Source organism: Achromobacter sp. KK8, from assembly GCF_054188005.1.
In genome coordinates this window covers 4,319,141-4,342,423 of record NZ_CM135178.1, presented here as the reverse complement: position 1 = coordinate 4,342,423, position 23,283 = coordinate 4,319,141, and the positions used below count along the sequence as shown (strand labels likewise).

General features: G+C 68.1%; 21 protein-coding genes. 9 read left to right on the top strand and 12 right to left on the bottom strand.

Features of this window, described 5'->3' with window-relative positions; translation table 11 throughout:
* Window positions 1-57: 57 nt before the first annotated feature.
* The 5 genes from ACVN9Z_RS20190 to ACVN9Z_RS20170 form a co-directional block, all read right to left on the bottom strand.
* Window positions 58-741 carry a DUF2848 domain-containing protein gene (locus ACVN9Z_RS20190; protein WP_458212555.1) on the bottom strand — a complete coding sequence of 228 codons (684 nt, stop codon included), beginning with the start codon at window positions 739-741 and terminating at the stop codon, window positions 58-60.
* A 79-nt stretch (window positions 742-820) separates the two neighbouring features.
* Window positions 821-2,104 carry a TRAP transporter large permease gene (locus ACVN9Z_RS20185; protein ID WP_020927492.1) on the bottom strand — a complete coding sequence of 428 codons (1,284 nt, stop codon included), beginning with the start codon at window positions 2,102-2,104 and terminating at the stop codon, window positions 821-823.
* Complete coding sequence (locus ACVN9Z_RS20180; RefSeq protein WP_020927491.1) at window positions 2,101-2,721, bottom strand: TRAP transporter small permease subunit; 621 nt, start codon at window positions 2,719-2,721, stop codon at window positions 2,101-2,103. Before ACVN9Z_RS20180 ends, ACVN9Z_RS20185 begins: the two co-directional genes overlap by 4 nt.
* A 10-nt stretch (window positions 2,722-2,731) precedes the next feature.
* Complete coding sequence (locus tag ACVN9Z_RS20175) at window positions 2,732-3,778, bottom strand: TRAP transporter substrate-binding protein (protein ID WP_006388185.1); 1,047 nt, start codon at window positions 3,776-3,778, stop codon at window positions 2,732-2,734.
* Between the two features lie 437 nt (window positions 3,779-4,215).
* A complete protein-coding gene (locus ACVN9Z_RS20170; protein ID WP_047992683.1) occupies window positions 4,216-5,121 on the bottom strand; it encodes a LysR family transcriptional regulator in 906 nt (301 codons plus the stop codon).
* 87 nt (window positions 5,122-5,208) lie between these two features.
* Here ACVN9Z_RS20170 and ACVN9Z_RS20165 point away from each other — a divergent pair, with 87 nt between their 5' ends.
* Window positions 5,209-6,162 carry a DMT family transporter gene (locus tag ACVN9Z_RS20165; RefSeq protein ID WP_024068735.1) on the top strand — a complete coding sequence of 318 codons (954 nt, stop codon included), beginning with the start codon at window positions 5,209-5,211 and terminating at the stop codon, window positions 6,160-6,162.
* A gap of 118 nt (window positions 6,163-6,280) precedes the next feature.
* Window positions 6,281-7,477: an enoyl-ACP reductase FabV gene (gene fabV, locus ACVN9Z_RS20160; RefSeq protein ID WP_241072467.1), complete on the top strand. Its 1,197-nt coding sequence runs from the start codon at window positions 6,281-6,283 to the stop codon at window positions 7,475-7,477.
* A 63-nt stretch (window positions 7,478-7,540) separates the two neighbouring features.
* Here the strand turns inward: fabV and serB are convergent, their stop codons facing one another.
* Both serB and ACVN9Z_RS20150 read right to left on the bottom strand, forming a co-directional pair.
* Window positions 7,541-8,263, bottom strand: coding sequence for a phosphoserine phosphatase SerB (serB, locus tag ACVN9Z_RS20155; RefSeq protein ID WP_006388181.1), 723 nt, complete (start codon window positions 8,261-8,263; stop codon window positions 7,541-7,543).
* 13 nt (window positions 8,264-8,276) lie between these two features.
* Window positions 8,277-9,185: a LysR substrate-binding domain-containing protein gene (locus ACVN9Z_RS20150; protein ID WP_458212554.1), complete on the bottom strand. Its 909-nt coding sequence runs from the start codon at window positions 9,183-9,185 to the stop codon at window positions 8,277-8,279.
* 242 nt (window positions 9,186-9,427) lie between these two features.
* Here ACVN9Z_RS20150 and ACVN9Z_RS20145 point away from each other — a divergent pair, with 242 nt between their 5' ends.
* From ACVN9Z_RS20145 to ACVN9Z_RS20135, 3 genes are read left to right on the top strand one after another with little or no spacing between them, the layout of a single operon-like run.
* Complete coding sequence (locus tag ACVN9Z_RS20145) at window positions 9,428-10,504, top strand: ABC transporter ATP-binding protein (RefSeq protein ID WP_458212553.1); 1,077 nt, start codon at window positions 9,428-9,430, stop codon at window positions 10,502-10,504.
* A 13-nt stretch (window positions 10,505-10,517) separates the two neighbouring features.
* Complete coding sequence (locus ACVN9Z_RS20140) at window positions 10,518-12,164, top strand: ABC transporter permease (protein WP_076469285.1); 1,647 nt, start codon at window positions 10,518-10,520, stop codon at window positions 12,162-12,164.
* A gap of 22 nt (window positions 12,165-12,186) precedes the next feature.
* Complete coding sequence (locus ACVN9Z_RS20135) at window positions 12,187-13,170, top strand: ABC transporter substrate-binding protein (RefSeq protein ID WP_241122123.1); 984 nt, start codon at window positions 12,187-12,189, stop codon at window positions 13,168-13,170.
* 100 nt (window positions 13,171-13,270) lie between these two features.
* Here the strand turns inward: ACVN9Z_RS20135 and ACVN9Z_RS20130 are convergent, their stop codons facing one another.
* A complete protein-coding gene (locus ACVN9Z_RS20130) occupies window positions 13,271-13,942 on the bottom strand; it encodes an ABC transporter ATP-binding protein (protein ID WP_006388175.1) in 672 nt (223 codons plus the stop codon).
* Between ACVN9Z_RS20130 and ACVN9Z_RS20125 the strand changes: the two genes are divergently transcribed.
* On the top strand, window positions 13,941-14,600 hold the full coding sequence (locus ACVN9Z_RS20125) for an arylesterase (protein WP_006388174.1): 660 nt from the start codon (window positions 13,941-13,943) through the stop codon (window positions 14,598-14,600). The two genes, ACVN9Z_RS20130 and ACVN9Z_RS20125, sit on opposite strands and share 2 nt — an antisense overlap.
* A gap of 47 nt (window positions 14,601-14,647) precedes the next feature.
* Here ACVN9Z_RS20125 and ACVN9Z_RS20120 read toward each other — a convergent pair whose 3' ends face one another.
* On the bottom strand, window positions 14,648-16,618 hold the full coding sequence (locus ACVN9Z_RS20120) for a SurA N-terminal domain-containing protein (RefSeq protein WP_020927483.1): 1,971 nt from the start codon (window positions 16,616-16,618) through the stop codon (window positions 14,648-14,650).
* Window positions 16,619-16,957: 339 nt separating this feature from the next.
* Here ACVN9Z_RS20120 and ACVN9Z_RS20115 point away from each other — a divergent pair, with 339 nt between their 5' ends.
* From ACVN9Z_RS20115 to ACVN9Z_RS20105, 3 genes are all read left to right on the top strand, one after another.
* Window positions 16,958-18,250, top strand: a complete 1,293-nt coding sequence (locus tag ACVN9Z_RS20115; RefSeq protein ID WP_409137746.1) for a M20/M25/M40 family metallo-hydrolase — start codon at window positions 16,958-16,960, stop codon at window positions 18,248-18,250.
* A 530-nt stretch (window positions 18,251-18,780) separates the two neighbouring features.
* Window positions 18,781-19,530: a glycerophosphodiester phosphodiesterase gene (gene ugpQ, locus ACVN9Z_RS20110; protein ID WP_006388171.1), complete on the top strand. Its 750-nt coding sequence runs from the start codon at window positions 18,781-18,783 to the stop codon at window positions 19,528-19,530.
* A 12-nt stretch (window positions 19,531-19,542) separates the two neighbouring features.
* Window positions 19,543-20,433, top strand: coding sequence for a 23S rRNA (adenine(2030)-N(6))-methyltransferase RlmJ (locus ACVN9Z_RS20105; RefSeq protein WP_020927481.1), 891 nt, complete (start codon window positions 19,543-19,545; stop codon window positions 20,431-20,433).
* 61 nt (window positions 20,434-20,494) lie between these two features.
* On the opposite strand, the gene ACVN9Z_RS20100 is transcribed toward ACVN9Z_RS20105, so the two are convergent.
* From ACVN9Z_RS20100 to ACVN9Z_RS20090, 3 genes are all read right to left on the bottom strand, one after another.
* Complete coding sequence (locus ACVN9Z_RS20100; protein WP_054472174.1) at window positions 20,495-21,931, bottom strand: dihydrolipoyl dehydrogenase; 1,437 nt, start codon at window positions 21,929-21,931, stop codon at window positions 20,495-20,497.
* A gap of 203 nt (window positions 21,932-22,134) precedes the next feature.
* Entirely contained in the window at window positions 22,135-22,863 is a 729-nt protein-coding gene (locus ACVN9Z_RS20095) for a glutathione peroxidase (protein WP_006388168.1), read from the bottom strand.
* Between the two features lie 169 nt (window positions 22,864-23,032).
* The gene (locus ACVN9Z_RS20090; protein WP_006388167.1) at window positions 23,033-23,233 is read right to left on the bottom strand and encodes a heavy-metal-associated domain-containing protein; all 201 of its coding nucleotides are present in this window, start codon (window positions 23,231-23,233) and stop codon (window positions 23,033-23,035) included.
* Between the last annotated feature and the right edge of the window lie 50 nt (window positions 23,234-23,283).

The window sequence follows — 23,283 nt, the reverse complement described above, 5'->3', positions numbered from 1 at the left end:
TTGGACCGGCGCGCCCCAACGGGGCGCGTCATGACAAATCAGGACGCCAGCCGGGCCTCAGGCCACCACCGGCAGGATCTCGACATGATACCGGTGGCGCAGGCTGCGTTGGCGGCGCGGATCGTACAGCTCCATGGCGAATCCGGCCGACGGGCGGATACCGCCGATGGCGCCGACCGTGCCGCAGGTCATGCCCGCGCCTTCCGGCAGCGTCGCGGCCCCGCCGGTGTAGCCGGCGATCAGGTCCTGCGGCGTGCGCAGCGAGGCCAGCGGGCCTTCCTGGTACAGCACCTCGACGCCGTTCTCGACGATGTACGAACGGATCACCAGCTCGTCCCAGTAGTCGGCCACGTCGGCCAGGCGCCAGGCCGTGGTCGCCACCGGCTTGACGCAGACCTGCTTGGACATGGCCACGCTGACCGTCTCCAGCTTGCGGTCGGTGTGGTCGGACGCGATGCTGACGTACATTTCGCCGTCGGCCGCGAACACGAAGGTCTCGACCTCGCCGGACGAATCGCCGCCCACCGCCTGCACCCGTTCGGCCTGGGTCAGCTGGTTGTCGGCGATGCGGTAGTACAGCGGCACGCTGGTGGGACGCGGCACGCCGATGGCGGCCAGTTCCTCGATATGGTGCTCGATGGCGGCCATGTCGCGGCCGGCCCAGCCCGCCACGATGAGGGTGTTGAAATCCACCTCGACCTGGCGGGGGGAATCGGCTTCGATCTGGAATACGGCTTTCATGAAAAGTCCTGCGGAGGAAACGGGGAAAATGGGCGTGGCACCCGGAGGCCACGCCCGCAACGGTTATGGGCCCGGCGCGCTAGCCGAATACCCGCGGCAGCCACAAGGCCAGGTCGGGCCACCACGCCAGCAGCGCCAGCATCACGAACATCGCCAGCACGAACGGCAGGCTGCCGGTGATCACGGCGCTCATCGAGCCGCTCTTGCGCAGGCTCTGCACCACGAACAGGTTCAGTCCGACCGGCGGCGTGATGAGCGCGGCCTCGACCAGGATGATGATGATGATGCCCAGCCAGATCGGGTCGTAGCCCAGCGCGATCATGATGGGCGCGACGATCGGGATGGTCGTGATCATCATCGACAGGGTCTCCATGAAGCAGCCCAGCACCAGGTAGAACACGATCACGATCAGCAGCATCCAGCCCGGCGACAGGCCCAACCCGGTGATGGACTGGGTCAGCGCGTCGGTCAGGCCGGTGGCCGACATGACGAAGTTCAGGAAGCTGGCGGCCACCACGATCAGCATGATCATGGCGGTCGAGCGCATGGTGCCTTCCATGGCTTCGCGCAGCATGGTCCAGGTCAGGCGGCGGAACCAGGCGGCCAGGATCAGCGCGCCCAGCACGCCCAGCGCGGCGGCCTCGGTCGGCGTGGCCAGGCCGGCGTAGATCGAACCCACCACCAGCAGGAAGATGCCCATCGGCGGCGCCAGGTGCACCAGGCTGGCGAAACGCTGGCCCCAGGTGGCCTGGATCTTCTTGCCGCCCCAGGACGGCTTGGCCACGCAGGCGATCATCACCGTCAGCATGAACAACGCCGCCATGGCGAAGCCCGGAATGATGCCGGCCAGGTACAGCTTGGGCACGGACGAATTGGTCAGCACGCCGTAGATGACCAGGTTGATCGAGGGCGGGATCAGGATGCCGAGTGTGCCGCCGGCGGCCAGGCTGCCCAGGAACAGCGGCTCGTTGTAGCCGTACTTGCGGATCTGCGGGATGGCCACCGTACCAACCGTGGCGGCGGTGGCGACGCTGGAACCGGAGGTGGCCGAGAACAGCGTCGAGGCGCCGATGTTGGCGTGCATCAGGCCGCCCGGCAGCCACGACAGCCACAGGCTCATGGCGCCGTACATGCGCTCGGCGAAGCCGGCCCGCAGCAGCACCTCGCCCAGCATGATGAACAGCGGAATGGCGACCAGGAGGAACTCGTTATTGGTGCTCCAGGAGATCTCGCCGATCGCGCGCGACAGCGGCAGCATCGAGAACATCGGGTCCAGGATCAGGCCCAGCACCCCGAGGGCCGCGCCCACGGGGATCGACAGGCCGATCAGGACCAGCAGCAGGGTCAATGCGGTGGCGATCATGCGGCGGCTCCCTTGACCATGCGCTCGCCGGCGGCGGCTTCCTCGTCGGCCTCTTCCTGCGCGGAACGCACGCCGCAGATTTCCTTGACCAGTTCGATGTCGCCGGTCACCAGCGCGGCCGAGGCGCGCGCCAGCATCAAGGCCACCGTGACGCACATCCACGCCAGGCCGAGCAGCCACAGGCCCTGCGGAATCCACAACGGCGTGGCCAGCGGCGTGTTGGCGGCGGACTTCTGCGCCCACGACATCTGCACCACTTCATAGGCGTAATAGGTCAGGAACACCATGAAGACGGCCAGCGCCACCATGGAAACCCAGTCGAGCACGGCCGACAGGCGCACCGGCAGCTTCTGGTACAGCACGTCCACCCGCACGTTGGCGCGCTGCAGCGTGGCGAAAGCCAGCGCCCAGGAGGTGCTGATGGCGAAGGCGTAGCTGGACAGTTCGTCGGCGCCGCCGGTGGTAAAGCCGAGGAACTTGCGGGCCAGCACGTCGAAGGAAATGAGCAGCACGCTGGCGATGGTCAGCGCGCCGCCCGCCCATACCGCGACGCGCGAGAAGGTCTCGGCGCGCCGCAGCAACCCGCCCAGCAGGCGGAAATGTTCGGATCGGGTCATGGGGACAGCCTTACTTGCTGGCGGTCACGCCCAGCGTCTTGCCGACGGTGGCGTTGAAGTCCTTGACGCACTGCGCCGAGCAACGCGCGGCCCACTTGGGCAGCACGGCTTCCTGCGTCACCTTCTTGAGCAGTTCGCGGTCGGCGTCCGAAGGCTGCACCAGCACCATCTTGCCCTTGACCGGGAACGGGCACGCCGCCGCGCCGGTGTTGCAGTCATAGCCTTCCTGGGTCTGGCGCGCCGCGGCGTCCCAGATGTTGTCGACCAGCGTCTTGACGTTGGCCTGCAGGAAGGTGCGCACGTTGGGGTCGAGCTTGTCCCAGGCCTTCTGGTTGACGGCGTGGATCTGCTGGTTCCAGTTGATCGGCAGCGCCACCAGGTGGGTCGACACTTCGTACCACTTGGCCGAGTAGCCCGACAGCGAGCCGGTGATGGCGCAATCGACCACCTTGTTCTGCAGCGCCGGCACCACTTCGCCGAACGCCATGGTGACGCTGGAGCCACCCAGCGCTTCCACGAATTCGGCGGTGGTGCGGCTGCTGGTGCGGACCTTCTTGCCCTTGATGTCGGCCAGGCCCTTGATCTCGGCGTTGCAGAACAGCACCTGCGCCGGATAGGTGGAGATGCCCAGCAGCTTGACGTTGCTGCCCTCGCCGTACAGGCGCGCGTAGACCGGCTCGAAGGCGTTGGTCACCTCGCGCGCCGTCTTCACGTCCGGCGCCAGGCCGGCCAGGTCGATGGCTTCGTTGATCGGGTTGTCGCTGGCGAAGTACGACAGCGTGGCGGTGCCGAACTCGACCACGCCGGTCGACATCAGGCGCAGCAGTTCCGGGCCCTTCAGGCCCATTTCGTTGAAGCCCTTGATGTCCGCGGTGACCTGGCCCTTGGACGCTTCCGGAATGGTCTTGGTCCAGAACGGCTTTTCGTAATCGTTGTAGGCGGTCAGGTTGGACAGGCCGCCCACCACCTTGAGGTGGGTCTTGGGCAGGTCTTGCGCCTGGGCGGCGCCGGCCAACAGGCTGGCGGCGACGGCGGCGAGAGCGAGCGACTTCTTCATGGACGAAACTCCTGGCTGGCGGGATGGTCTGGCGCGCGCGGGTCCCCGTTACCCCTTGAGCGCGCGGGTAGAAATCGGAACGTCAGAGGAGCAAAGGTTTTCCCCCGGGCCTGTCTTTCCAGGCGATCTTCTTGATGTGCCGCCATTGCAGCGTCAGGGGCGCCGAGCGTCCAATCGTATGTTGCGATGTGGGGGTATAAATATTTCTTGGGTCTCGCCGGCCGGCCGCCCGGCGCCGGGCGCAGAGCCAGCAACCATGCGGCCTGGCGCGGGATCGCGGGGTCGGACGCAGGCGCGCCGCGAGCGCTTCGCATGACCGCCCGCGCGCCTGGCGCTCGGGAAAACACCTAGGCGCGCGCCCCCCCGCGGATCATGATGCGTGCCGTTGCCGCCGCGGCCCAGGGTCCGTGCGCGGCTTCCTTGCGCGCGGGCAGGCCTTAGGACGCCACGCCGTCGCCGGCCTGCGCCGCGACCTTCTGCGCCATCTGCGCGATCAGGCGCGCCGCATGGCTGTCCGGCCCCTGCACCCAGGTGGCCGTGAAACTCAATTCGGGCAGTGGATCGGCGTCGACTTGCAGGATGCGCAGTTCGCCGCGCGCCAGTTCCTTGCCCAGGAACACCGGCGCGATCACGCTAGTGCCGATGCAGTCCTGCGTCATCCGCACCACCATCGACATCGAGGCGCTGCCGTACATGCGCGGCGACGCCACGCCGGCGCGCGTCAGCATGTCGCGCACCACGCGGTATGGCGCGCTGTTGGACGGATAGGTGACGATCGGCAGGCGGCCGATGCGCTCCAGCGTCAAGGGCTCGGGGCCCAGTTCCAGCAGCGGGCTGGCGACCCAGGCCAGCGGATAGGTGCACAGCGGCAGGTTCTCGACCCGCGCTTCCAGCACCGGCCCCATCAGGAAGGCCAGGTCGATCTGGCGCGACATCAGGTGCGAGCGCAGCACATGGGTGGTGTCCACCTCGATCTCCAGCACCAGCGCCGGATACGCGGCGTGCACCAGCTCGATCAGCGTCGGCAGCCAGGTCTGCACGATGGTCTCGGCCACGCCGATGCGCACCGTGCCCGTCATCACGTTCTGCTCGCGCGCGGCCTCGAACATGTCGCGCCGCACCTGCAGCATGCGTTCGGCGTGCGACAGCAGTTCATGGCCCTTGGCGGTCAGCTTGACGCCGCGGGCGTCGCGCTCGAACAGTCGCACGCCCAGATCGGCCTCGAGCGAGGCGATGCGTTGCGAGACCGCCGGCTGCGTGGTGTTGAGCTTGTCGGACGCGGCGCGGAAGCTGCCCAGCGTGGCGACCCAAAAGAATGTTTCTATGTTGCGTAGTTCGATCATGAACCTTTCCCCCTGCCGCGATGAGCGTATCATGTCAGCCGCCCCGTGGCCCCCGCCCGGGATTGATCGCGCACAAGGAGTCCGTCCATGTCCCCGGCCGATACCGGTCGCCCGCGCCCCGGCGCGCCCGCCGCCAGCGGCCCGCTCGTCGGGATCCTGCTGCTGGTGCTGTCGATGTGGACGCTGTCGTGCCTGGACGCCAGTGGCAAGTGGGTCATGAACGCCGGGGTGCCGCTGCTGGTGCTGTCGTGGTTCCGCTACGCGGTGCACCTGGTGCTGGTGCTGGCGCTGGTGCTGCCCACGCGCGGAACCGGCATCCTGCGCAGCAAAAAGCCCCGCGAACAGATCCTGCGCGGCGGCTCGATGTTCCTGGCCACGCTGATGTTCTTCACCACGCTCAGCTACATTCCCCAGGCCGAGGCCACCGCCATCAATTTCCTGGCGCCCTTGCTGGTGCTGTCGCTGGCGCCGTGGATCCTGAAGGAGCCGGCGCGCATGTCCCGCTTCGTGGCCGCGGGCATCGCCTTCGTCGGCGTCATCATCGTCATCCGCCCGGGCGGCGGCCTGCATCCGGTCGGCACCATTTTCGGCCTGCTGACGGCCTGTTGCTTCGCGGCCCAGTTCATCGCCACGCGCCGCGTCGCGGGCGACGATCCGTTCACCTCGCTGATCTGGAGCGGCGCCGTGGGCACCGGCTGTCTGACGCTGGCCCTGCCCTTCATCCTGCCCCCGGCGCTGCCGGTGCTGCAGGCGCTGACGCCGCTGGACTGGACCCTGCTGATCTCCACCGGCGTCACGGGCGGCCTGGGCCACCTGTTCCAGATCGCGGCCTACCGCCGCGCGCCGGCCTCGACCCTGGCGCCCTTCATCTACCTGCAGATCATCAGCGCCACCACGGTCGGCTGGCTGGTATGGGACCACTTCCCGGATCCCCTGACCTGGCTCGGCATCGCCATCATCTGCGCCAGCGGCATCGGCATCGGGCTGGTGGAATGGCGGCGCGGCCGCGCGTTGGCCGCGGCCGCCGCCGACGCGCGCTGAGCGCGGCGATCCGGGCCCGGGCGCCCTCGCCCGGCGCGCCGCCCCGCTCCCGTACAATCCGGAGCGGTCCCGCCTCTGGCGCGGGACACCGTCCCGGCATTCCCAGAACGAGGTCTTCATGATCATCAAACCCCGCGTGCGCGGCTTCATCTGCGTGACCACCCATCCCGTCGGCTGCGAGGCCAACGTCAAGAACCAGATCGACTACGTCCGCGCCCAGGGCCCGATCAGCGGGGGCCCCAAGCGCGTGCTGGTGATCGGCGCCTCCACCGGCTACGGGCTGGCCGCCCGCATCAGCGCCGCCTTCGGCTGTGGCGCCCAGACCCTGGGCGTATTCTTCGAACGCCCTGGCGAAGCGTCCAAGGCCGGCACGCCGGGCTGGTACAACAGCGCCGCCTTCGACAAGTTCGCCAGCGCCGCGGGCCTGTACGCCAAGAGCATCAACGGCGACGCCTTCTCCGACGCCATCAAGGCGCAGACCATCGCCGCCATCAGGCAGGACCTGGGCCAGGTCGACCAGGTGATCTACAGCCTGGCCGCGCCACGCCGCACCCATCCGGTGAGCGGCACGGTGTTCAACTCGACCCTCAAGCCGGTCGGCCAGGCGGTGACGCTGCGCGGCCTGGACACCGACAAGGAAATCATCAAGGAATCGGTGCTGGAACCGGCCACCCAGGAGGAGATCGACGCGACCGTGGCGGTCATGGGCGGCGAGGACTGGCAGATGTGGATCGATGCCCTGCTAGAGGCCGGCGTGCTGGCCGAAGGCGCCACCACCACCGCCTTCACCTACCTGGGCGAGAAGATCACCCACGACATCTACTGGAACGGCTCGATCGGCGCGGCCAAGAAGGATCTGGACCAGAAGGTGCTCGACATCCGCGCCAAGCTGGCCGCGCGCGGCGGCGACGCCCGCGTCTCGGTGCTGAAGGCGGTCGTGACGCAGGCCAGTTCGGCCATTCCGATGATGCCGCTGTACCTGTCGCTGCTGTTCAAGGTCATGAAGCAACAGGGCACGCACGAGGGCTGTATCGAGCAGGTGTACGGGTTGTACCGCGACAGCCTGTGCGGCGCGGCGCCTATCCTGGACGCCGAAGGCCGCCTGCGCGCGGACGGCAAGGAGCTGGACCCAGCGGTGCAGGCGCAAGTGCAGGCGCTGTGGCACCAGGTGACCGAGTCCAATCTGTATGAACTGACCGATTTCGCCGGCTACAAGCGCGATTTCCTGCGCCTGTTCGGGTTCGAGATCGATGGGGTCGATTACAACGCCGATGTCGACCCGGATGTGAAGATCCCCGGACTGATCACCGCCTGAGGCGGGTTCGGGTCCACCGAGGGCCGCGTTCGCGCCGCCGGTGGCGGCCCGTCAGCGCCGCGCCTATGCCTTGCCGGCGCTGAACAGGCGCAGCAACTGGTCCAGCCCGCCCTGGTCGATCGCCACCTTGGCCTCGCGCCGCACCGCCGGCTTGGCGTGATACGCCACCGACAGCCCGGCGGTGCGCAGCATCGGCAGGTCGTTGGCGCCGTCGCCCACCGCGATGGCGCGCTCCGGTCCGACGCCGAGCGCCGCGCACACCTCCAGCAATTTGCGACGCTTTTCCTCGCCATCGCACAGGTCGCCCCACGCTTGCGGCAGCAGCCGTCCCGTCAACCGCCCATCGACGACCTCCAGCACGTTGGCGCGCACGTCGTCCAGCCCCAGGCGCAGCCGCAGCCGGTCGGTGAAGCAGGTGAAGCCGCCCGTCACCAGCAGACAAAACAGGCCGGCGGCCTTGCAGGCCGCGATCAGCGTTTCCACGCCCGGGTTGAGCGCCAGGCGGTGTTCATACACCTCGTCCAGCGCCGCCGCCGGCATGCCGGCCAGCAACGCCACGCGCTGCCGCAAGCTCTGCTTGTAGTCGACGATCTCGCCGCGCATGGCCGCTTCCGTCAGCGCGGCCACCTCCGCCTTTTTCCCCATCAGGTCGGCCATCTCGTCCAGCGTCTCGATGGCGATCAGCGTCGAATCCATGTCGAAGGCGATGACCTTGTAGTCCGACAGCGCCAGCGGCGGCTGGATGCCGCGCCAGTGCAGGCCGGCATCGCTCTGGAAATCTTGCATGGGCATTCCTTCTCTATTGGTCAGGTAGCGGATGGCCGGCCTCGCGGCCCAGCCAGTCGATGAAATGGCGCGCCGCGGCCGCCGCTGGCGCATCCGGGCGGAACAGCGCATGGACGCCGGCGTTGGGCAGGCGCGGCTGCAGGAACAACGGCCGCAGCCGGTCGGCGCGCAGGTCGTCCCGCAGCAGGCACCACGGCGCCAGGGCGATGCCCAGGTCATTCATGGCGGCCTGCATGCATAGGAATTGATGATCGAAGACCGGGCCGGGCAGCTGCGCCGGCACATCCACCCTGGCCAGCGCGAACCAGCGCGGCCAGTGGTCCATGCCGCCGGCCACCTTCAGCAAGGGGTGCCCCAGGCAATCCGCCGGCGCGGCCAGCCGGTTGCGCTCGATGAAGCGCGGCGACGCCACCGGCACGTGGAAGTCGTCCAGGCAGTGCACGCAGCTCATCTCCGCGTGCGCCACGAAACCGTGGCGGATGAACACGTCGCTGCCGCCCTCGTCGCCGCGGTCCAGGAAGGAACGCCCCTGTGTGGTGAGCTGCACATCGATACCGGGATGCAGCGCCTGGAACGCCGACAGGCGCGGAATCAGCCATTTCATCGTCAGCGACGGCGTGGCACTGACGCGCAGCACCCCGCCATGGCCCGGCGAGCGCAGCTTGACGGTGGCCGCGGCGATGCGCTCCAGGCTGGCCTGGACCTCGGGAAAATACGCCTGCGCGCACGGCAGCAGCGTGACGCCGCGCGCCTCGCGCGCGAACAGCGGCTGGCCGATGTAATCCTCCAGGACGCGGATCTGCTGGCTGACCGCGCTGTGCGTGATGCTCAGTTCGTCGGCCGCCGCGGTGAAACTGCGCAGGCGCGCCGCGGCCTCGAACACCCGCAAGGCTTTCAGCGGCGGCAGGCTCGGGCCCGCCATCTCAGGCGATGCCCGCCCGTGCGCCTGGCCGGCGCAAGGCTTTGCTGCGATTTCCCACGATTTCCCTTGTCATCTGTTTTATCCGATGCCGCTCGCGGCCGCACCGTTGCTATGAGCGGCATTCTAGGGGATTGCGGCGCCGCCGACCTCTTAGAAAAACTAACGCCAGCCCTTAAAAAACACCGCTGGTCGCCATGGCCCGGCATTCCTATGATGCGCTCAACCCCAGGCAGGAACCCTTCATGGCATCGATCACCGTAGACGGCATCATCAAGACATTCGGCGGCCAGCAGGTGCTGCGCGACCTGTCGCTGCACATCCCCGACGGCGCGTTCTACACGCTGCTGGGCCCCAGCGGCTGCGGCAAGACCACCCTGCTGCGCTGCATCGCCGGCTTCTACGCGCCCGACGGCGGCCGCCTGCTGTTCGACCAGGACGACGTCACGCACGTATCGGCGCACCGCCGCGACATCGGCATGGTGTTCCAGGACTACGCGCTGTTTCCCGACAAGACCGCCTTCGACAACGTCGCCTACGGCCTGCGCGCCCGGGGCGTGGCCCGCGCCGAAATCCAGCGCCGCGTCGACGAGGCGCTGGACAAGGTCGGGCTGGCGGCCCTGGCCGACCGCTACCCGGCGCAGATGAGCGGCGGCCAGCGCCAGCGCGTGGCCCTGGCCCGCGCCCTGGTGATCCGGCCACGCGTGCTGCTGATGGACGAGCCGCTGTCGAACCTGGACGCCAAGATGCGCCTGCAGATGCGCGACGTCATCCTGGACCTGGTGCGCGAGGCCGGCATCACCACCGTGTTCGTCACCCACGACCAGGAAGAAGCCCTGGCCATGTCCGACCGCATCGCCATCATGGACCACGGCAGCATCGCCCAGCTGGGCACGCCTGAAGACCTGTACGGCACCCCGGTCAACGCCTATGTGGCGGACTTCATCGGCTCGGCCAACGTGATCCCGGTGCCGGCCCGCGGCGGCCTGGCCGGCGCGCCCGCCGGCCACGTGCGCTACGAGCTGTGCGGGCTGGGCTTTGACGGCACCCTGGGCAGCGACACGCTGGCCGAGCGCGCGGTGCTGATCGCCCGCCCCGAGGAACTGGCGCTGATGGCGCCCTCGCCCTACGTGCCCAACACCCTGCCCGGCAAGGTGCTGCGGCGCCAATACCTGGGCTTCAAGACCGCCTACCGCATCGCGCTGCAGGACGGCTCGGAGATCCGCGTGGAGTTGCACGCGGGCAACATGGTGGCGCAGTTCCAGCCCGGCGAGGCGGTGCAGGTGCTGATTCCCGCCGACAGCCGCGTCGTCAACGCCTGAGGACCGCCACGCCATGAAAATCAAATGGTGGCCCTGGGGCATCCTGACGGCGATCAGCCTGGCGCTGCTGCTGTTCTTCGTGCTGTATCCGCTGGCGGTGCTGTTCAGCAACAGCGTCACCGGCCAGGACGGCGGCTTCTCGCTGGAAGGTTTCCGCGCGCTGCTGGCCGACTCGCAATACCTGGAGGCCTTCGGCAACACGCTGGCGCTGGGGCTGGTGGTGACCACCTGCACCATCCTGGTGGGCGTGCCGTTCGCCTACATGGTGGCGCGCTACGACTTCCCGCTCAAGAACCTGGTGGCGATCCTGCCGGTGCTGACCATCGTCATTCCCGAGATCATCGTCGGCCAGTCCTGGCTGCTGGTGCTGGGCAACAACGGCATCCTGACCAATCTGCTGGGCGACGCGGGCATCTCGCTGCCGTCTTTCTATGGCTGGACCGGCATGGTGTTCTCGATGACGCTGGTCTACTACACCTACATCTACCTGGGCGTGCTGGCCGCGCTGCGCGGCTTCGACGGGCAGCTCGAGGAAGCCGGCCTGAGCCTGGGCACGCCGCCACTCATGACGCAGCTGCGGGTGCTGGTGCCGGTACTGCTGCCGGCGGTGCTGGTGAACGCGCTGGTGGTGTTCACGCTGGTGGTGGGCAACTTCGCGCTGGCGATGCTGCTGGGCAGCCGCGTGCCGCTGCTGTCGGTGATGACCTACAACACCTTCGTCAGCGAAATGGGCGGCAGCCCGACGCTGCAGAGCGCCATGTCGGTGGTGTCGATCGCCATCGTCGCCATCGTGCTGTTCGTGCAGAAGCGCGTGGTCGAGCGCAAGGTGTACACCATGACCCAGGGCCGCGCGCCGGCGGCGCGCCGGGTGCGTTCGTGGCAGGCGATACTGTACACGGGCGGCGTCGGCCTGGTGATCCTGCTGTCGCTGCTGCCGCTGATCGTGGTGTTCATCGCCGCCTTCACCAAGACCAGCGGGCCGGTGATGCACTGGGGCTCGTGGTCGCTGGCCAGCATGCAGCGCGCGCTGCACGGCGCGCCTGAGCCGATCCTGAATTCGCTCAAGTTCGCCTCGCTTGCCACGGTGACGGGCGTGGCATTCGCGGTGCTGGTGAGCTACCTGACCATCAAGAAGCGCAGCGCCTTCACCCAGGTGCTGGACTACATCGTGGTGCTGCCGCTGACCATCTCCGGCACGGTGCTGGGCATCGCGCTGGTGCAGACCTTCAACACCGGCTGGCTGGTGCTGGCCGGCACCTCCGGCATCATGGTGCTGTGCTACGCGGTGCGGCGCCTGCCGTTCGCGGTGCGCAACGCCTCGTCGGTGCTGTTCAACATTCCCGACTCGATCGAGGAAGCCTCGATCAGCCTGGGCGTGTCCCCGCTGATGACCTTCTTCAAGGTCATCCTGCCGGCCATGAAGGCCTCGATCATCTCGGCCGCCATCCTGATGTGGCTGACCACGATTTCCGAGCTGTCAGCCTCGATCGTGGCCTACAGCGGCGGCCTCGAAACCATGCCGATCGCCATCTTCCGCCAGGTCGACGGCGGCCGCCTGGGCATGGCCTCGGCCTACGGCGCGGCGCTGGTCACCGTGATCGTGCTGCCCATCATCGTGTCGGTCAAGGCATTCCGCATCAAGCTGTTCTCCGGCAAATAACCCGCATCCACAAAGGCTAACCATGCACCTCAAACACCTCCTGCAAACCGGCCTGCTGGCCGCCACCCTGGCCGCGGGCGCCGCGCAGGCGCAGAACGTGGTCCTGTACTCGTCCAACAACACCGAGACCATCGAGACCGCGCTGGACGCCGTCAAGAAGCAGTCGCCCAAGCTGAACGTGCAGCCGGTCACCGGCGGCACCGGCACCATGATGAAGCGCATCGAAGCCGAGGCGCAGAACCCGCGCGGCGACCTGTTCTGGAGCGGCGGCTTCGGCACGCTGGGCGCCTACCGCCAGCACCTGCAGCCCTACCGCCCGGCCGACATCGACAAGATCCCGGCCGAGTTCCGCGGCCCGGACGATCTGTGGGTCGGCACCAACGTGCACATCATGGTGCTGATGGTCAACGAGCGGCAGTTGAAGGGCCTGGCGGCGCCGGCCACCTGGTCGGACCTGATGCAGCCGCAATGGAAGGGCAAGTTCGCCATCACCGATCCGTCCAAGAGCGGCACCGCCTACATGCTGGTCTACGGCCTGTACAAGCAGTTCGGCCAGGAAGGCCTGGACAAGATCGCCGCCAACGCCGTGGTCACGGCCTCGTCGGGCACCACCTACAAGGGCGTGGCGGCCGGCGAATACGCGGTCGGCATGACGCTGGAGTACGCCGCCCAGGAATACGTGGCCGGCGGCCAGAAGGAAATCAAGCTGGTCTACCCGACCGAAGGCAGCTACCTGGCGCCCGAAGGCATGTTCATCATCAAGGGCGCCAAGAACCTGGACGCCGCCAAGGCGCTGTACGACGGCCTGCTCAGCAAGGAGGCCCAGGAAGCGCAATTGGTGAAGAACTTCCGCCGCCCGACCCGCAGCGACATCGCGGTGGCCAGCCTGACCACCCTGCCCGACTTCAACAGCATCAAGATCTTCCCGGTCAGCCAGGACGCCGCCGCCAAGGAGTACGAAGCCGTCGTCGCCGCCTGGAACCAGGCCGTGGCCAAGGCCAAGTAAGGCTCGCGCCAAAGGCCAAGCAAAAACGCCACCTTCGGGTGGCGTTTTCGTTTCAGGCTGGTATCGCCGGCGCGGGCCGCAGGGGCCGGCCGCATCCCGCCTACGCGGCCATGCGTCCCGCCGCCAGCACCACCTGCCGGCCGCAACGCGCCGCCAGTTGGGGATCGTGCGTCACCAGCACCAGCGTGGTGCCGTGCTCGCGGTGCAGGTCGAACATCAGGTCGATGACGGTGACGCCGGTGGCGGCGTCCAGGCTGCCCGTGGGTTCATCGGCGAACAGCAGGTCGGGCCGCACCACGAACGCGCGCGCCAGCGATACACGCTGCTGCTCGCCGCCGGACAGGGTGCGCGGATAGTGATGCAGGCGCGCGCCCAGGCCGACGCGCTCGAGCATGGCCTGGGCCGCCTCGCGCGCCGGCTGGCCCGCCAGTTCCAGCGGCAGCATGACGTTTTCCAGCGCCGTCAGGTTCGGCAACAACTGGAACGACTGGAACACGAACCCCACGTGATTGGCCCGCAGGCGCGCGCGGCCGTCCTCGTCCAGGGCGAACAGGTCCTGCCCGGCCAGCCGCACGCTGCCGCTGCTGGGAACATCCAGCCCGGCCAGCAGTCCCAGCAAGGTGGACTTGCCCGACCCGGAGCTGCCGGTGATGGCCACGGCGCTGCCCGACGCCACCGTAAAATCGATGTCTTCCAGGATAGACAGCGTCCCGCCGGCATCGGCCACCCGCTTGCCCAGCCCTTTCACCTCGATCGAATTCTTGCTATCCATGCGCCTGATTCCCCTGATTCGCCGTTCACTACTGATATCCACGCTCGCCACGGCCACGCTGATGGCGCCCGCCCACGCTCAGACCGCCGCCGCGGCCCAGGGTTCCGCGCAGCGCACCGTGCTGGTGGTGGGCGACAGCCTGGCCGCCGAATACGGCATCAAGCGCGGCACCGGCTGGGTGCCGCTGCTGTCCGCGCGGCTTTCCGAACAATACCCGAAGTACAAGGTGGTCAACGCCAGCATCAGCGGCGACACCACCAGCGGCGGCGTCGCCCGCTTGCCGGCCCTGCTGCGCCAGCACGAGCCAGCGGTGGTGGTGCTGGAACTGGGTTCGAACGACGCCCTGCGCGGGCTGCCGCTGAACATGACCGAACAGAACCTGCGCACCATGGCGCAGGCGGCGCGCAAGGCCGAGGCCAAGGTGGTCATCGTCGGCATGCAGATCCCGCCCAACTATGGCCGTGACTACACCCAGCGCTTTTCGCAGGTATTCCCGACCGTCGCCAAAGACGAAAACGCCCGGCTCGTGCCCTTCCTGATGGAAGGTATCGCAACGGACCGGGCGATGTTCCAGGCCGATGGCATCCATCCCAACGAGGATGCCCAGGCCAGGTTGCTGGACAATGTGTGGCCGGTGCTGCGGCCCTTGCTGCAATGATGCAATGACGCGGGCCTGGGCGGCCCGCGCGCGACGCGGCAGGCCGGTCAGCCCGCCGCCTGCTGCGAGGCGTCGCCGCCGCGGATGGCCTCGGCGGCCGCCGGCAGCACCTGCACCTTGTATTCCTCGCGCAGCATGCGCACCAGCGCTTCGTTCTCGGCCTGGCCCCAGGCGCCCGCCAATTGCTGCGCCAGGCGTTCCTTGTCGGCGGCCTCGACCGTGCCGGCCTCGACCTTCTCCAGGCGCACCAGCGTGTAATCGGCGCCCGACTGCACGCCGGTGTAGGCCGGCAACTTGGCGGCCGGCAGGCGCATCACGGCGTCCAGCACCGAGCGCGGCAGGTTCTTCGGATCCTGGCGCGACACCACCAGCGGGCCGCCGAAGCCTTCCGGCGCGGCGGCCGGGTTGGCCTGGTCGGCCGCCAGCGCGGCCTCGCCGGCCTTCTTGGCGGCTTCGGCCGAACGCTCGTCCAGCAGCTTGGCGCGAATCGAATCGCTGACCTTGTCCAGCGGCGGCACATGGGCCGGCTGCACCGCGGCCACGCGCACCGCCAGCATGGTGTCGGGCGACAGCTCGATCACGCCGGAATTCTGCTTTTCACGCAGCACGTCGGGCGAGAACAGCACCTGGCGCACGCGCGGATTGTCCAGCAGCGCGGCGTCCGGGCTGTCCACGGCGGAACCGGGGCCGGCCTGGTCGGCGGGCAACAGGCCTTCGCGCGTCACCCCCGAAGCGGTGCGCAGCTTCAGGCCGACCGCGTCGGCGGCCGGTTGCAGGCTGTCGCGCTGGTCATAGACCTGCTTGTTCAGCTGGCTGGCCATCTCCGAAAAACGCACGGCGGCCAGTTGCTTGCGCACTTCGGCGGTGATCTGGTCCTTCACCTCGGCCAGCGGCTTGATCGCGGCCGGCTGGATCTCGGTGACCTTGACCACGTGGAAGCCCGACGGGCTTTCGACCACGCCGGACACCTGGTCCTTGGACTGGCTGAAGATCGCCTTTTCCAGCGGGCCGGACAGCATGCCCGGCGCCAGCCAGCCCAGGTCGCCGCCATTGGCGGCCGAACCGGCGTCCTGCGAATTCTTGCGGGCCAGCTCGGCGAACTGCGCCGGGTTGGCGGCGGCCTGCGTAGCCAGGGCCTCGGCCTTGGCGCGGGCGGCCTTGCGCGCATCTTCCGAAGCGCCGGCGGGCACTTCGATCATGATGTGGCTGGCGCGGCGGCGCTCGGGCTGGCCGAAGCGGTTCTTGTTCTGTTCGTAATACGACGCCAGGTCCTCGTCCTTGACCTGCACACCCTCGGTGGCGGCGGCCTCGTTCAGCACCAGGTACTGCACCTGGACCTGCTCGGGAACCTGCAATTGCTGCTTGTTGGCGTCGTACCAGGCCTGGATGTCGGCCGGGGTGACGGTGACTTGCGAGCGGAAATCGGCGGCGGCGAAGCGGCGCAGTTGCACCGTGCGCTGCTGCGTCAGGGCGGTTTCGAGCGACGCCACCACTTCGGCGGGCGCGCGGGCCGACTGCCCGACCGGTTCCAGCACGCGGGCCACGGCCAGGTCACGGCGCAGGCCGGCCTCGAACGAGGTGGGCGACATGCCCTGCGCCGCCAGCACCTGGCGATAGCGCTCGGGCGAGAAGCGGCCGTTGTCCTGCACTTCCGGAATCGCGGCAATGGTGTTGCGCAGCGTTTCATCGGACACCGAGAAGCGGTTGTCCACGGCCACGTTCGCCAGCAGGCGCTGGTTGATCAGCTGGTTCAGCAGCGCCTCGCGCAGCTGCGGCGTGTCGATCACGGCCGGGTCGAACTGCGCGCCCAGGCGCTGGCGATACTGTTCCAGCTGGTTGCGGTGCGCCTGGTCGAACTCCGCGCGGGAAATCGGCTGGCCGGCGACCGTCGCCAATTCCGGCTCCTTGCGCATGAAGCTCTCATAGCCCTGGATCCCGACGAGGAAGAAGGACGGCACAATCAGAAGCAGCAGGATGAACTGCATCCAGCGCCGGTGGCTGCGAATAAATTCGAACATGGAATCCCTGTTGCCGCACTCGGGAGGAGACTTCCGCCCGGGCCGCACGAAAACGCATAAAAAAAGGCGAATCTCATTCGCCCTATTCCCATACCGGTCAAACCGGGTCAGCGGGCGGATTTTAGCATTTCTCATTCGTCCCGCAGCGTCTGCTTACACCGGTGCGCCGAACGCCCCTCCCGCCCCCGCGGCACGGGGTTTCCACCCCCACGGAAGCCCGTCCCGGTCAACCCGGGAAACCCCGGTTTTCGCCTTCCGTCCCCACTCGTATCGTGAAACCCGGGCCGCCACGCCGTGGCCGGCGCCTTCCTTCCCCTTTTCATGCAGAGGTGACTTTCGATGCCGCTCCCGTCCTCACGCCCGCTCGTCCTTCGCACCCTCCTCGCCCTGGCCTGCCTGGGCGGCGCATCCGCCCTCCAGGCCGCCCCGCTGGCCGCCGTGCACGACGCCGCCAAAGCCCAGCAGCAGCCCATGCTGGACACCATGCGCGACCTGGTCGGCATCGAATCGGGCAGCAAGGACGTGGAGGGCGTGGAACGCATCGCCGCGCTCATCGGCGAACGCTTCAAGGCCCTGGGCGGCAAGGTCGAGATCATTCAACCCACCGACATCTTCCGCCTGGATGACACGCCGGAGCGCGTCGGCCCGATGGTGCACGCCGAATTCAAGGGCAGCGGCCAGAAGAAGATCATGCTGATCGCGCACATGGACACCGTCTACCGCAACGGCATGCTCAAGGACCAGCCCTTCCGCATCGATGGCGACCGCGCCTACGGCCTGGGCATCGCCGACGACAAGCACGGCGTGGCCACCATCCTGCACACCCTGGCCCTGCTGCAGAAACTGGGTTTCAAGGACTACGGCACCCTGACCGTGCTGATCAACGGCGACGAGGAAATCAGTTCCCCCGGCGCTCGCGCCACCATCACCCGCCTGGGCGCCGACCAGGACGCGGTGTTTTCCTTCGAAGGCGGCGGCGCCGAGGCCCGCCTGACCCTGGCCACCAGCGGCATCGGCGCCGCCTACCTGACCGTGCAGGGCAAGACCTCGCACGCCGGCGCCCGTCCCGAAGGCGGCGTCAACGCCCTCACCGAGCTGTCGCACCAGATCCTGCAACTGAAAGACCTCTCCAAGCCCGAGGAAGGCCTGAAACTGAACTGGACCGTGGCCCAGGCCGGCACCAACCGCAATGTCATCCCCGGCCAGGCCACCGCCCAGGCCGACGCCCGCGCCCTCAAGGTCGCCGACTTCGACGCCCTGGAACGCACCTTGCAGGAACGCATCCAGAAAAAGCTGCTGCCCGACGCCAAGGTCAGCCTCAAATTCGAAGTGCGCCGCCCGCCGCTGGAAGCCACCCCCGCCTCGCGCGCCCTCGCCAACCACGGCGTCGCCATCTACCAGGAACTCGGCCTGCCCATGAAAGTCATCGACCGCGCCAGCGGCGGCGGCACCGACGCCGCCTTCGCCGCCCTCAAGGCCCGCGGCCCCGTCATCGAAGGCATGGGCCTGAGCGGCTTCGGCGCCCACTCCAACGACGCCGAATACATCCAGATCCCCTCCATCGTCCCCCGCCTCTACCTGGCCGCCCGCATGATCATGGACGTCTCCCAGGACAAGGCCCCGATGAAATAAGCGCCAGGCGCCTCCGGCGGCGCAACCCTACGAAGGCCGCCCCTGCCCCCAAGGCGACAGGCTCCCCGCCCGCAAATCCCACCTCCCGCCCCAGGATGCGCCCGCGCGAGCAGCCACCACGTATGTCCGACAAGGCCGCGCAGGGCGGCCTTGTCGGACGGGCGCCAGCAAATCCTTCAAGCGCCGCAATCCTTCCCACGAAGCCCAAGCACACCCCCCGCCCCAGCGACGCCCCGAACTTTCACCACCGCGAGCGGCTGTGGGGCCGTGGCGCGGGGCCGGGGCGTGTAGAGGCGCGCGCGACGGAATCCGAAGGAGCCGCAGGCGACGAGGATGAGGATGCGCTGTCCGGCGCGCAGGCGCCGGACAAGCCTCGTAGCCCCGGCCCCGCGCCACGGCCCCGCAGCCGCGCCAAAAGAACCGAACCCGCCACACAGGCACGAAGCAAGCCCCCCGCACGACAGGAAAGGACCCCCCAGAACAGAGTATCCTTCCACCCTGTCCCAAAGAACCCCAAAGCATCAACAGAAATGACCGCATCCCTCCCCACCTGGCCCTATTCCCGCCACATCGCCCACCGCGGCGGCGGCCGCCTGGCCCCGGAGAACACCCTCGCCGCCATGCGCGTCGGCGCCGAACACGGCTTCACCATGTTCGAATACGACGTCAAGCTCAGCCGTGACAACGTCCTGGTCCTGATGCACGACGACGACGTCGACCGCACCTCCAACGGCCACGGTCCCGCCGCCGCCAAGACCTTCAGCGAACTGGCGCAACTGGACTTCGGCAGCTGGCACTCCGCCGCCTACGCCGGCGAGCCCCTGCCCACCTTCGCCGCCGTGGCCCGCTACACCGTCGCCAACGGCATCGCCAGCAACGTCGAGATCAAGCCCTGCCCCGGCCGCGAAGCCGAGACCGGCGCCGCCGTCGCCCTGGCAGCCCGTGAACTCTGGAAAGGCGCCGCCGTGGCTCCGCTGCTGTCCTCCTTCGCCGAGGAAGCCCTGCAGGCCGCCAAGGACGCCGCGCCCGAACTGCCGCGCGCCCTGCTGGTCGAGAAGGTGCCGGCCGACTGGCTCGACCGCCTGGTCAAGTACGACTGTGTCGCCCTGAACATCAACCAGAAGGACGCCACGCGCGAACTGATCGACGCCGTGCACGCCGCCGGCTACCGCATCGCCGCCTGGACCGTCAACGACCCCGAGCGCGCGCGCCTGCTGCTCGACTGGGGCATCGACGGCATCTTCACCGACGAACTGGCCGCCATCCGGCCGGCCGCCTGAGGCCCCCGCCCCGTGTTCAGCTATCGCCACGCCTTCCACGCCGGCAACCACGCCGACGTGCTCAAGCACGCCATCCTGGTCCACACCCTGGACTACTTCAACCGCAAGGACGCGCCCTACTGGGTCATCGACACCCACGCCGGCGCCGGCCTCTACAGCCTGGACAGCGACTGGGCCGCCAAGACCTCGGAATTCGCCGATGGCATCGGCCGCCTGTGGGAACGCGACGACCTGCCGCCGCTGCTGGCCGACTACGTCGCCCGCATCCGCGCCTTCAACACCAACGGCCGTCTCAAGCGCTACCCCGGCTCGCCCTGGCTGACGCTGGACGCGCTGCGCCCGTCCGACCGCCTGCGCCTGTTCGAAATGCACCCGACCGAGATCGACACGCTGGTCGGCAACCTCGAACACATGGACCGCACCGCGCAGCGCCAGACCACCATCTACGGCGACGACGGCTTCGAGGGCGTCAAGGCTCTGCTGCCGCCGCCGACGCGCCGCGGCATGGTGCTGATCGACCCGTCCTATGAAGACAAGAACGACTACCGCCGCACGCTGGTCACCGTCAAGGAATGCGTCAAACGCTTCGCCACCGGCACCATCGCCGTCTGGTATCCGCTGGTGCAGCGGCGCGAGGCCAGCGAAATGGCGCGTCACTTCGAGAACCTCAAGGTCAAGAGCTGGCTGCACGCCACCCTCACCGTCAAGAAGGCCACCATCGACGGCTACGGCCTGCACGGCAGCGGCATGTTCCTGATCAACCCGCCGTGGACGCTGCACGACGCCCTCAAGCAGACCATGCCCTACCTGGCGCGTGAGCTGGGCCAGGACGAACGCGCCGGCTTCACGCTGCAATTCCGCGAGAATCCGTTCCCCGCGCCCAAGAAGCAGTCCGACGACTGATTCCAGGCCGGAACGAAAAAAGGGCTGCCCACGGGGCAGCCCTTTTGCATGGAGACGGCGTTCAGGCCGCGGCGTCTTCCGCCTCCACCTGGCGCAGCGCTTCCTGCGCCCGCGCCAGCTTGGCGGCCGCGTCGCGCAGCGCGGTGCGCAGGCCTTCCTCGATGACCGGATGGTAGAACGGCATTTCCAGCATGCGCGCCACGGTCAGCTCCTGCTGCACCGCCCACGCCAGCAGGTGGCCGATGTGCTCGGCGCTGGGGCCGACCATCTCCGCGCCCAGGAAACGGCCGCTGGCGATATCGGCGTACACGTGCAGCAGGCCGCGGTTCTTCAGCATCACCCGCGAACGGCCCTGGTCGCCGAAATCGACCTCGCCCGTCACGAAAGTGCCCGGCGTCAGGCGGGCGTGGCCCTGCCCGGCCAGCGCGATCTGCGGGTCCGAGAACACCACCGCCAGCGGCGCGCGGCGCAACCCCTGGCGCACTTCGGGATAGCGCGCCGCGTTCTCGCCGGCGATACGGCCTTCGTCGGCGGCCTCGTGCAGCAGCGGCGCGTCGGCGTTGGCGTCGCCGGCGATGAAGATCGCCGAAGCGCCCGCCTGCATGGTCTCGCGGTCGAACAACGGCACCCCTTGCGCGTTCAGCTGCAGCGAGGTGTTCTCCAGGCCCAGGCCGTCCACATTGGGGCGGCGGCCGGTGGCCACCAGCGCGTAGTCGAAGCGCTCGGTGCGTTCGGTGTTGTCCAGCGCCACGTAGCGCACCTCGACCTCGTCGCCGACGCGCTGGGTTTCCAGTACGCGCGCATCCGGGTCCAGGTAGAACTCCTGCTGGAAGATCTTGCGGGCGCTGTGGCGCACCTGCGGATCGCTGATGCCGCCCAGGCTGCCGCTGACGCCGAACACGCGCACCTCGACGCCCAGCCGCGCCAGCGCCTGGCCCAGCTCCAGCCCGATCACGCCGGGGCCGAACACCGCCACGCGGCGCGGCAGGTCATCCCAAGCGAATACGTCGTCGTTCAGCACCAGGCGGTCGCCCAGCCCGCGGAACGGCGGCGGCACCGACGGCCGCGAGCCGGTCGCGATCACCACGCGGGACGCATGGATCTCGGTGTGGTCGTCGACCCGCAGCACCGTGTCCGATTCAAAGCGGGCATAGCCGCGGATCTTGTCTTCCGCCGGGATGTTCTCCACGCCCTCGAGCACGAAGCCGACGAAACGGTCGCGCTCGCGCTTGACGCGGTCCATCACCTCTTCGCCGTTGACCGTGACCTCGCCCTCGACGTGCACGCCGAACGGCGCGGTGTGCGCCGCCTGGTGCGCGGCCTCGGCGGCCGCGATCAGCAGTTTGGACGGCATGCAGCCGACCCGGGCGCAGGTGGTGCCGTAGGGGCCGCCTTCGATCAGCAGCGCGCGCTTGCCCGCGGCCTTGGCGGCGCGGTAGGCGGCCAGGCCGGCGGTGCCAGCGCCCAGGACGGCGATATCGGTGTGCAAAGTCTTCATGAGTGGATCCCCCGGTGTGGCGTGGAGCAAACGTTGTCAAAGGCGGATTCCGCCTTGTTGCGCACCCTCGGGACGAACGCCGTCCCGCGGCACCGCTCGGGGCCGCGCGAAGATGCGGAAAAAGGGAAACCGGCGCGCCGGACCGCTCCTTGCGGGAGCGGCCGCGGCAAGGGAAAGGGACTGCGTCCCCTTCCCGGCCAGCATCAGGCGAAGTGCGCCTTCAGGTCTTCCAGGCCGCCGATCAGCGAACCATTGATGAACACCTGCGGAGCGGTGCCCTTGCCGGACACGGCGCCGATCACGCGGCCGCGCACCTTGTTCTCCAGCGGGATCTCGATCGGGGCATAGCCCTTGTCTTCGAGCAGCGCCTTGGCTTCCACGCAGAACGGGCAGCCGGGCTTGGAGAACACCACGACCTGGTCGGGCTTCTTGGCCGACGGGGCGAAGTGGGCCAGCATGGTATCGGCATCCGACACTTCAAACGGGTCGCCTTCCTTTTCGGGCTCGATGAACATCTTCTGCACCACGCCGTCCTTGACCAGCATGGAATAGCGCCAGCTGCGCTTGCCGAAGCCCAGGTCGCTCTTGTCGACCAGCATGCCCATGCCTTCGGTGAATTCGCCGTTGCCGTCGGGCAGCAGCGTGATGTTGGCCGATTCCTGGTCCTTGGCCCATTCGTTCATGACGAAGGTGTCGTTGACGGACACGCAGACGATGCTGTCGACGCCGGCGGCGAAGAAGGCCGGAGCCAGTTCGTTGTAGCGCGGCAAGTGGGTCGACGAGCAGGTCGGCGTGAAAGCGCCGGGAAGCGAAAAGACCACGACCGTCTTGTTCTTGAACAGGTCGTCGGTCGTGACCTTCTTCCAGGTGTTGCCCTCGCGAACGGGGAACGTTACGTTGGGAACACGTTGGCCTTCACGGTTTTGCAGCATTCAATCTCTCCTTGGGGTAGCGGGGTCTGTTCAACCACCATGGAAAGAATGATAAATCCCAACTATCAATTAATCAAATTTAATTAGTTTAATTGATTGATAGTTTTTGACAATAACAAGTTCATCGCCGCCAGACGTTATCTATCATACGCCTGGCGGCGGCCCACCCTTACACCGGCTGCGGCTCGTAGCCGGCGTCGCGGATGGCGGCTTCGACCTTGTCGGCCTGGTCGCTGCCGGTGACCGTCACGCGGTGCGTGGACAGGTCCACCGCCACGCTGGCCCCCGGCACGGCTGCCGTCACCGCGCCGGTGATGGTCTTGACGCAATGGCCGCAGGTCATGTCGAGGACTTGGAATTGGATGCTCATGGTGTTCTCCGTGTGAATCAAGGATGGTCGCGCCGCCTTCGGTGCGAACT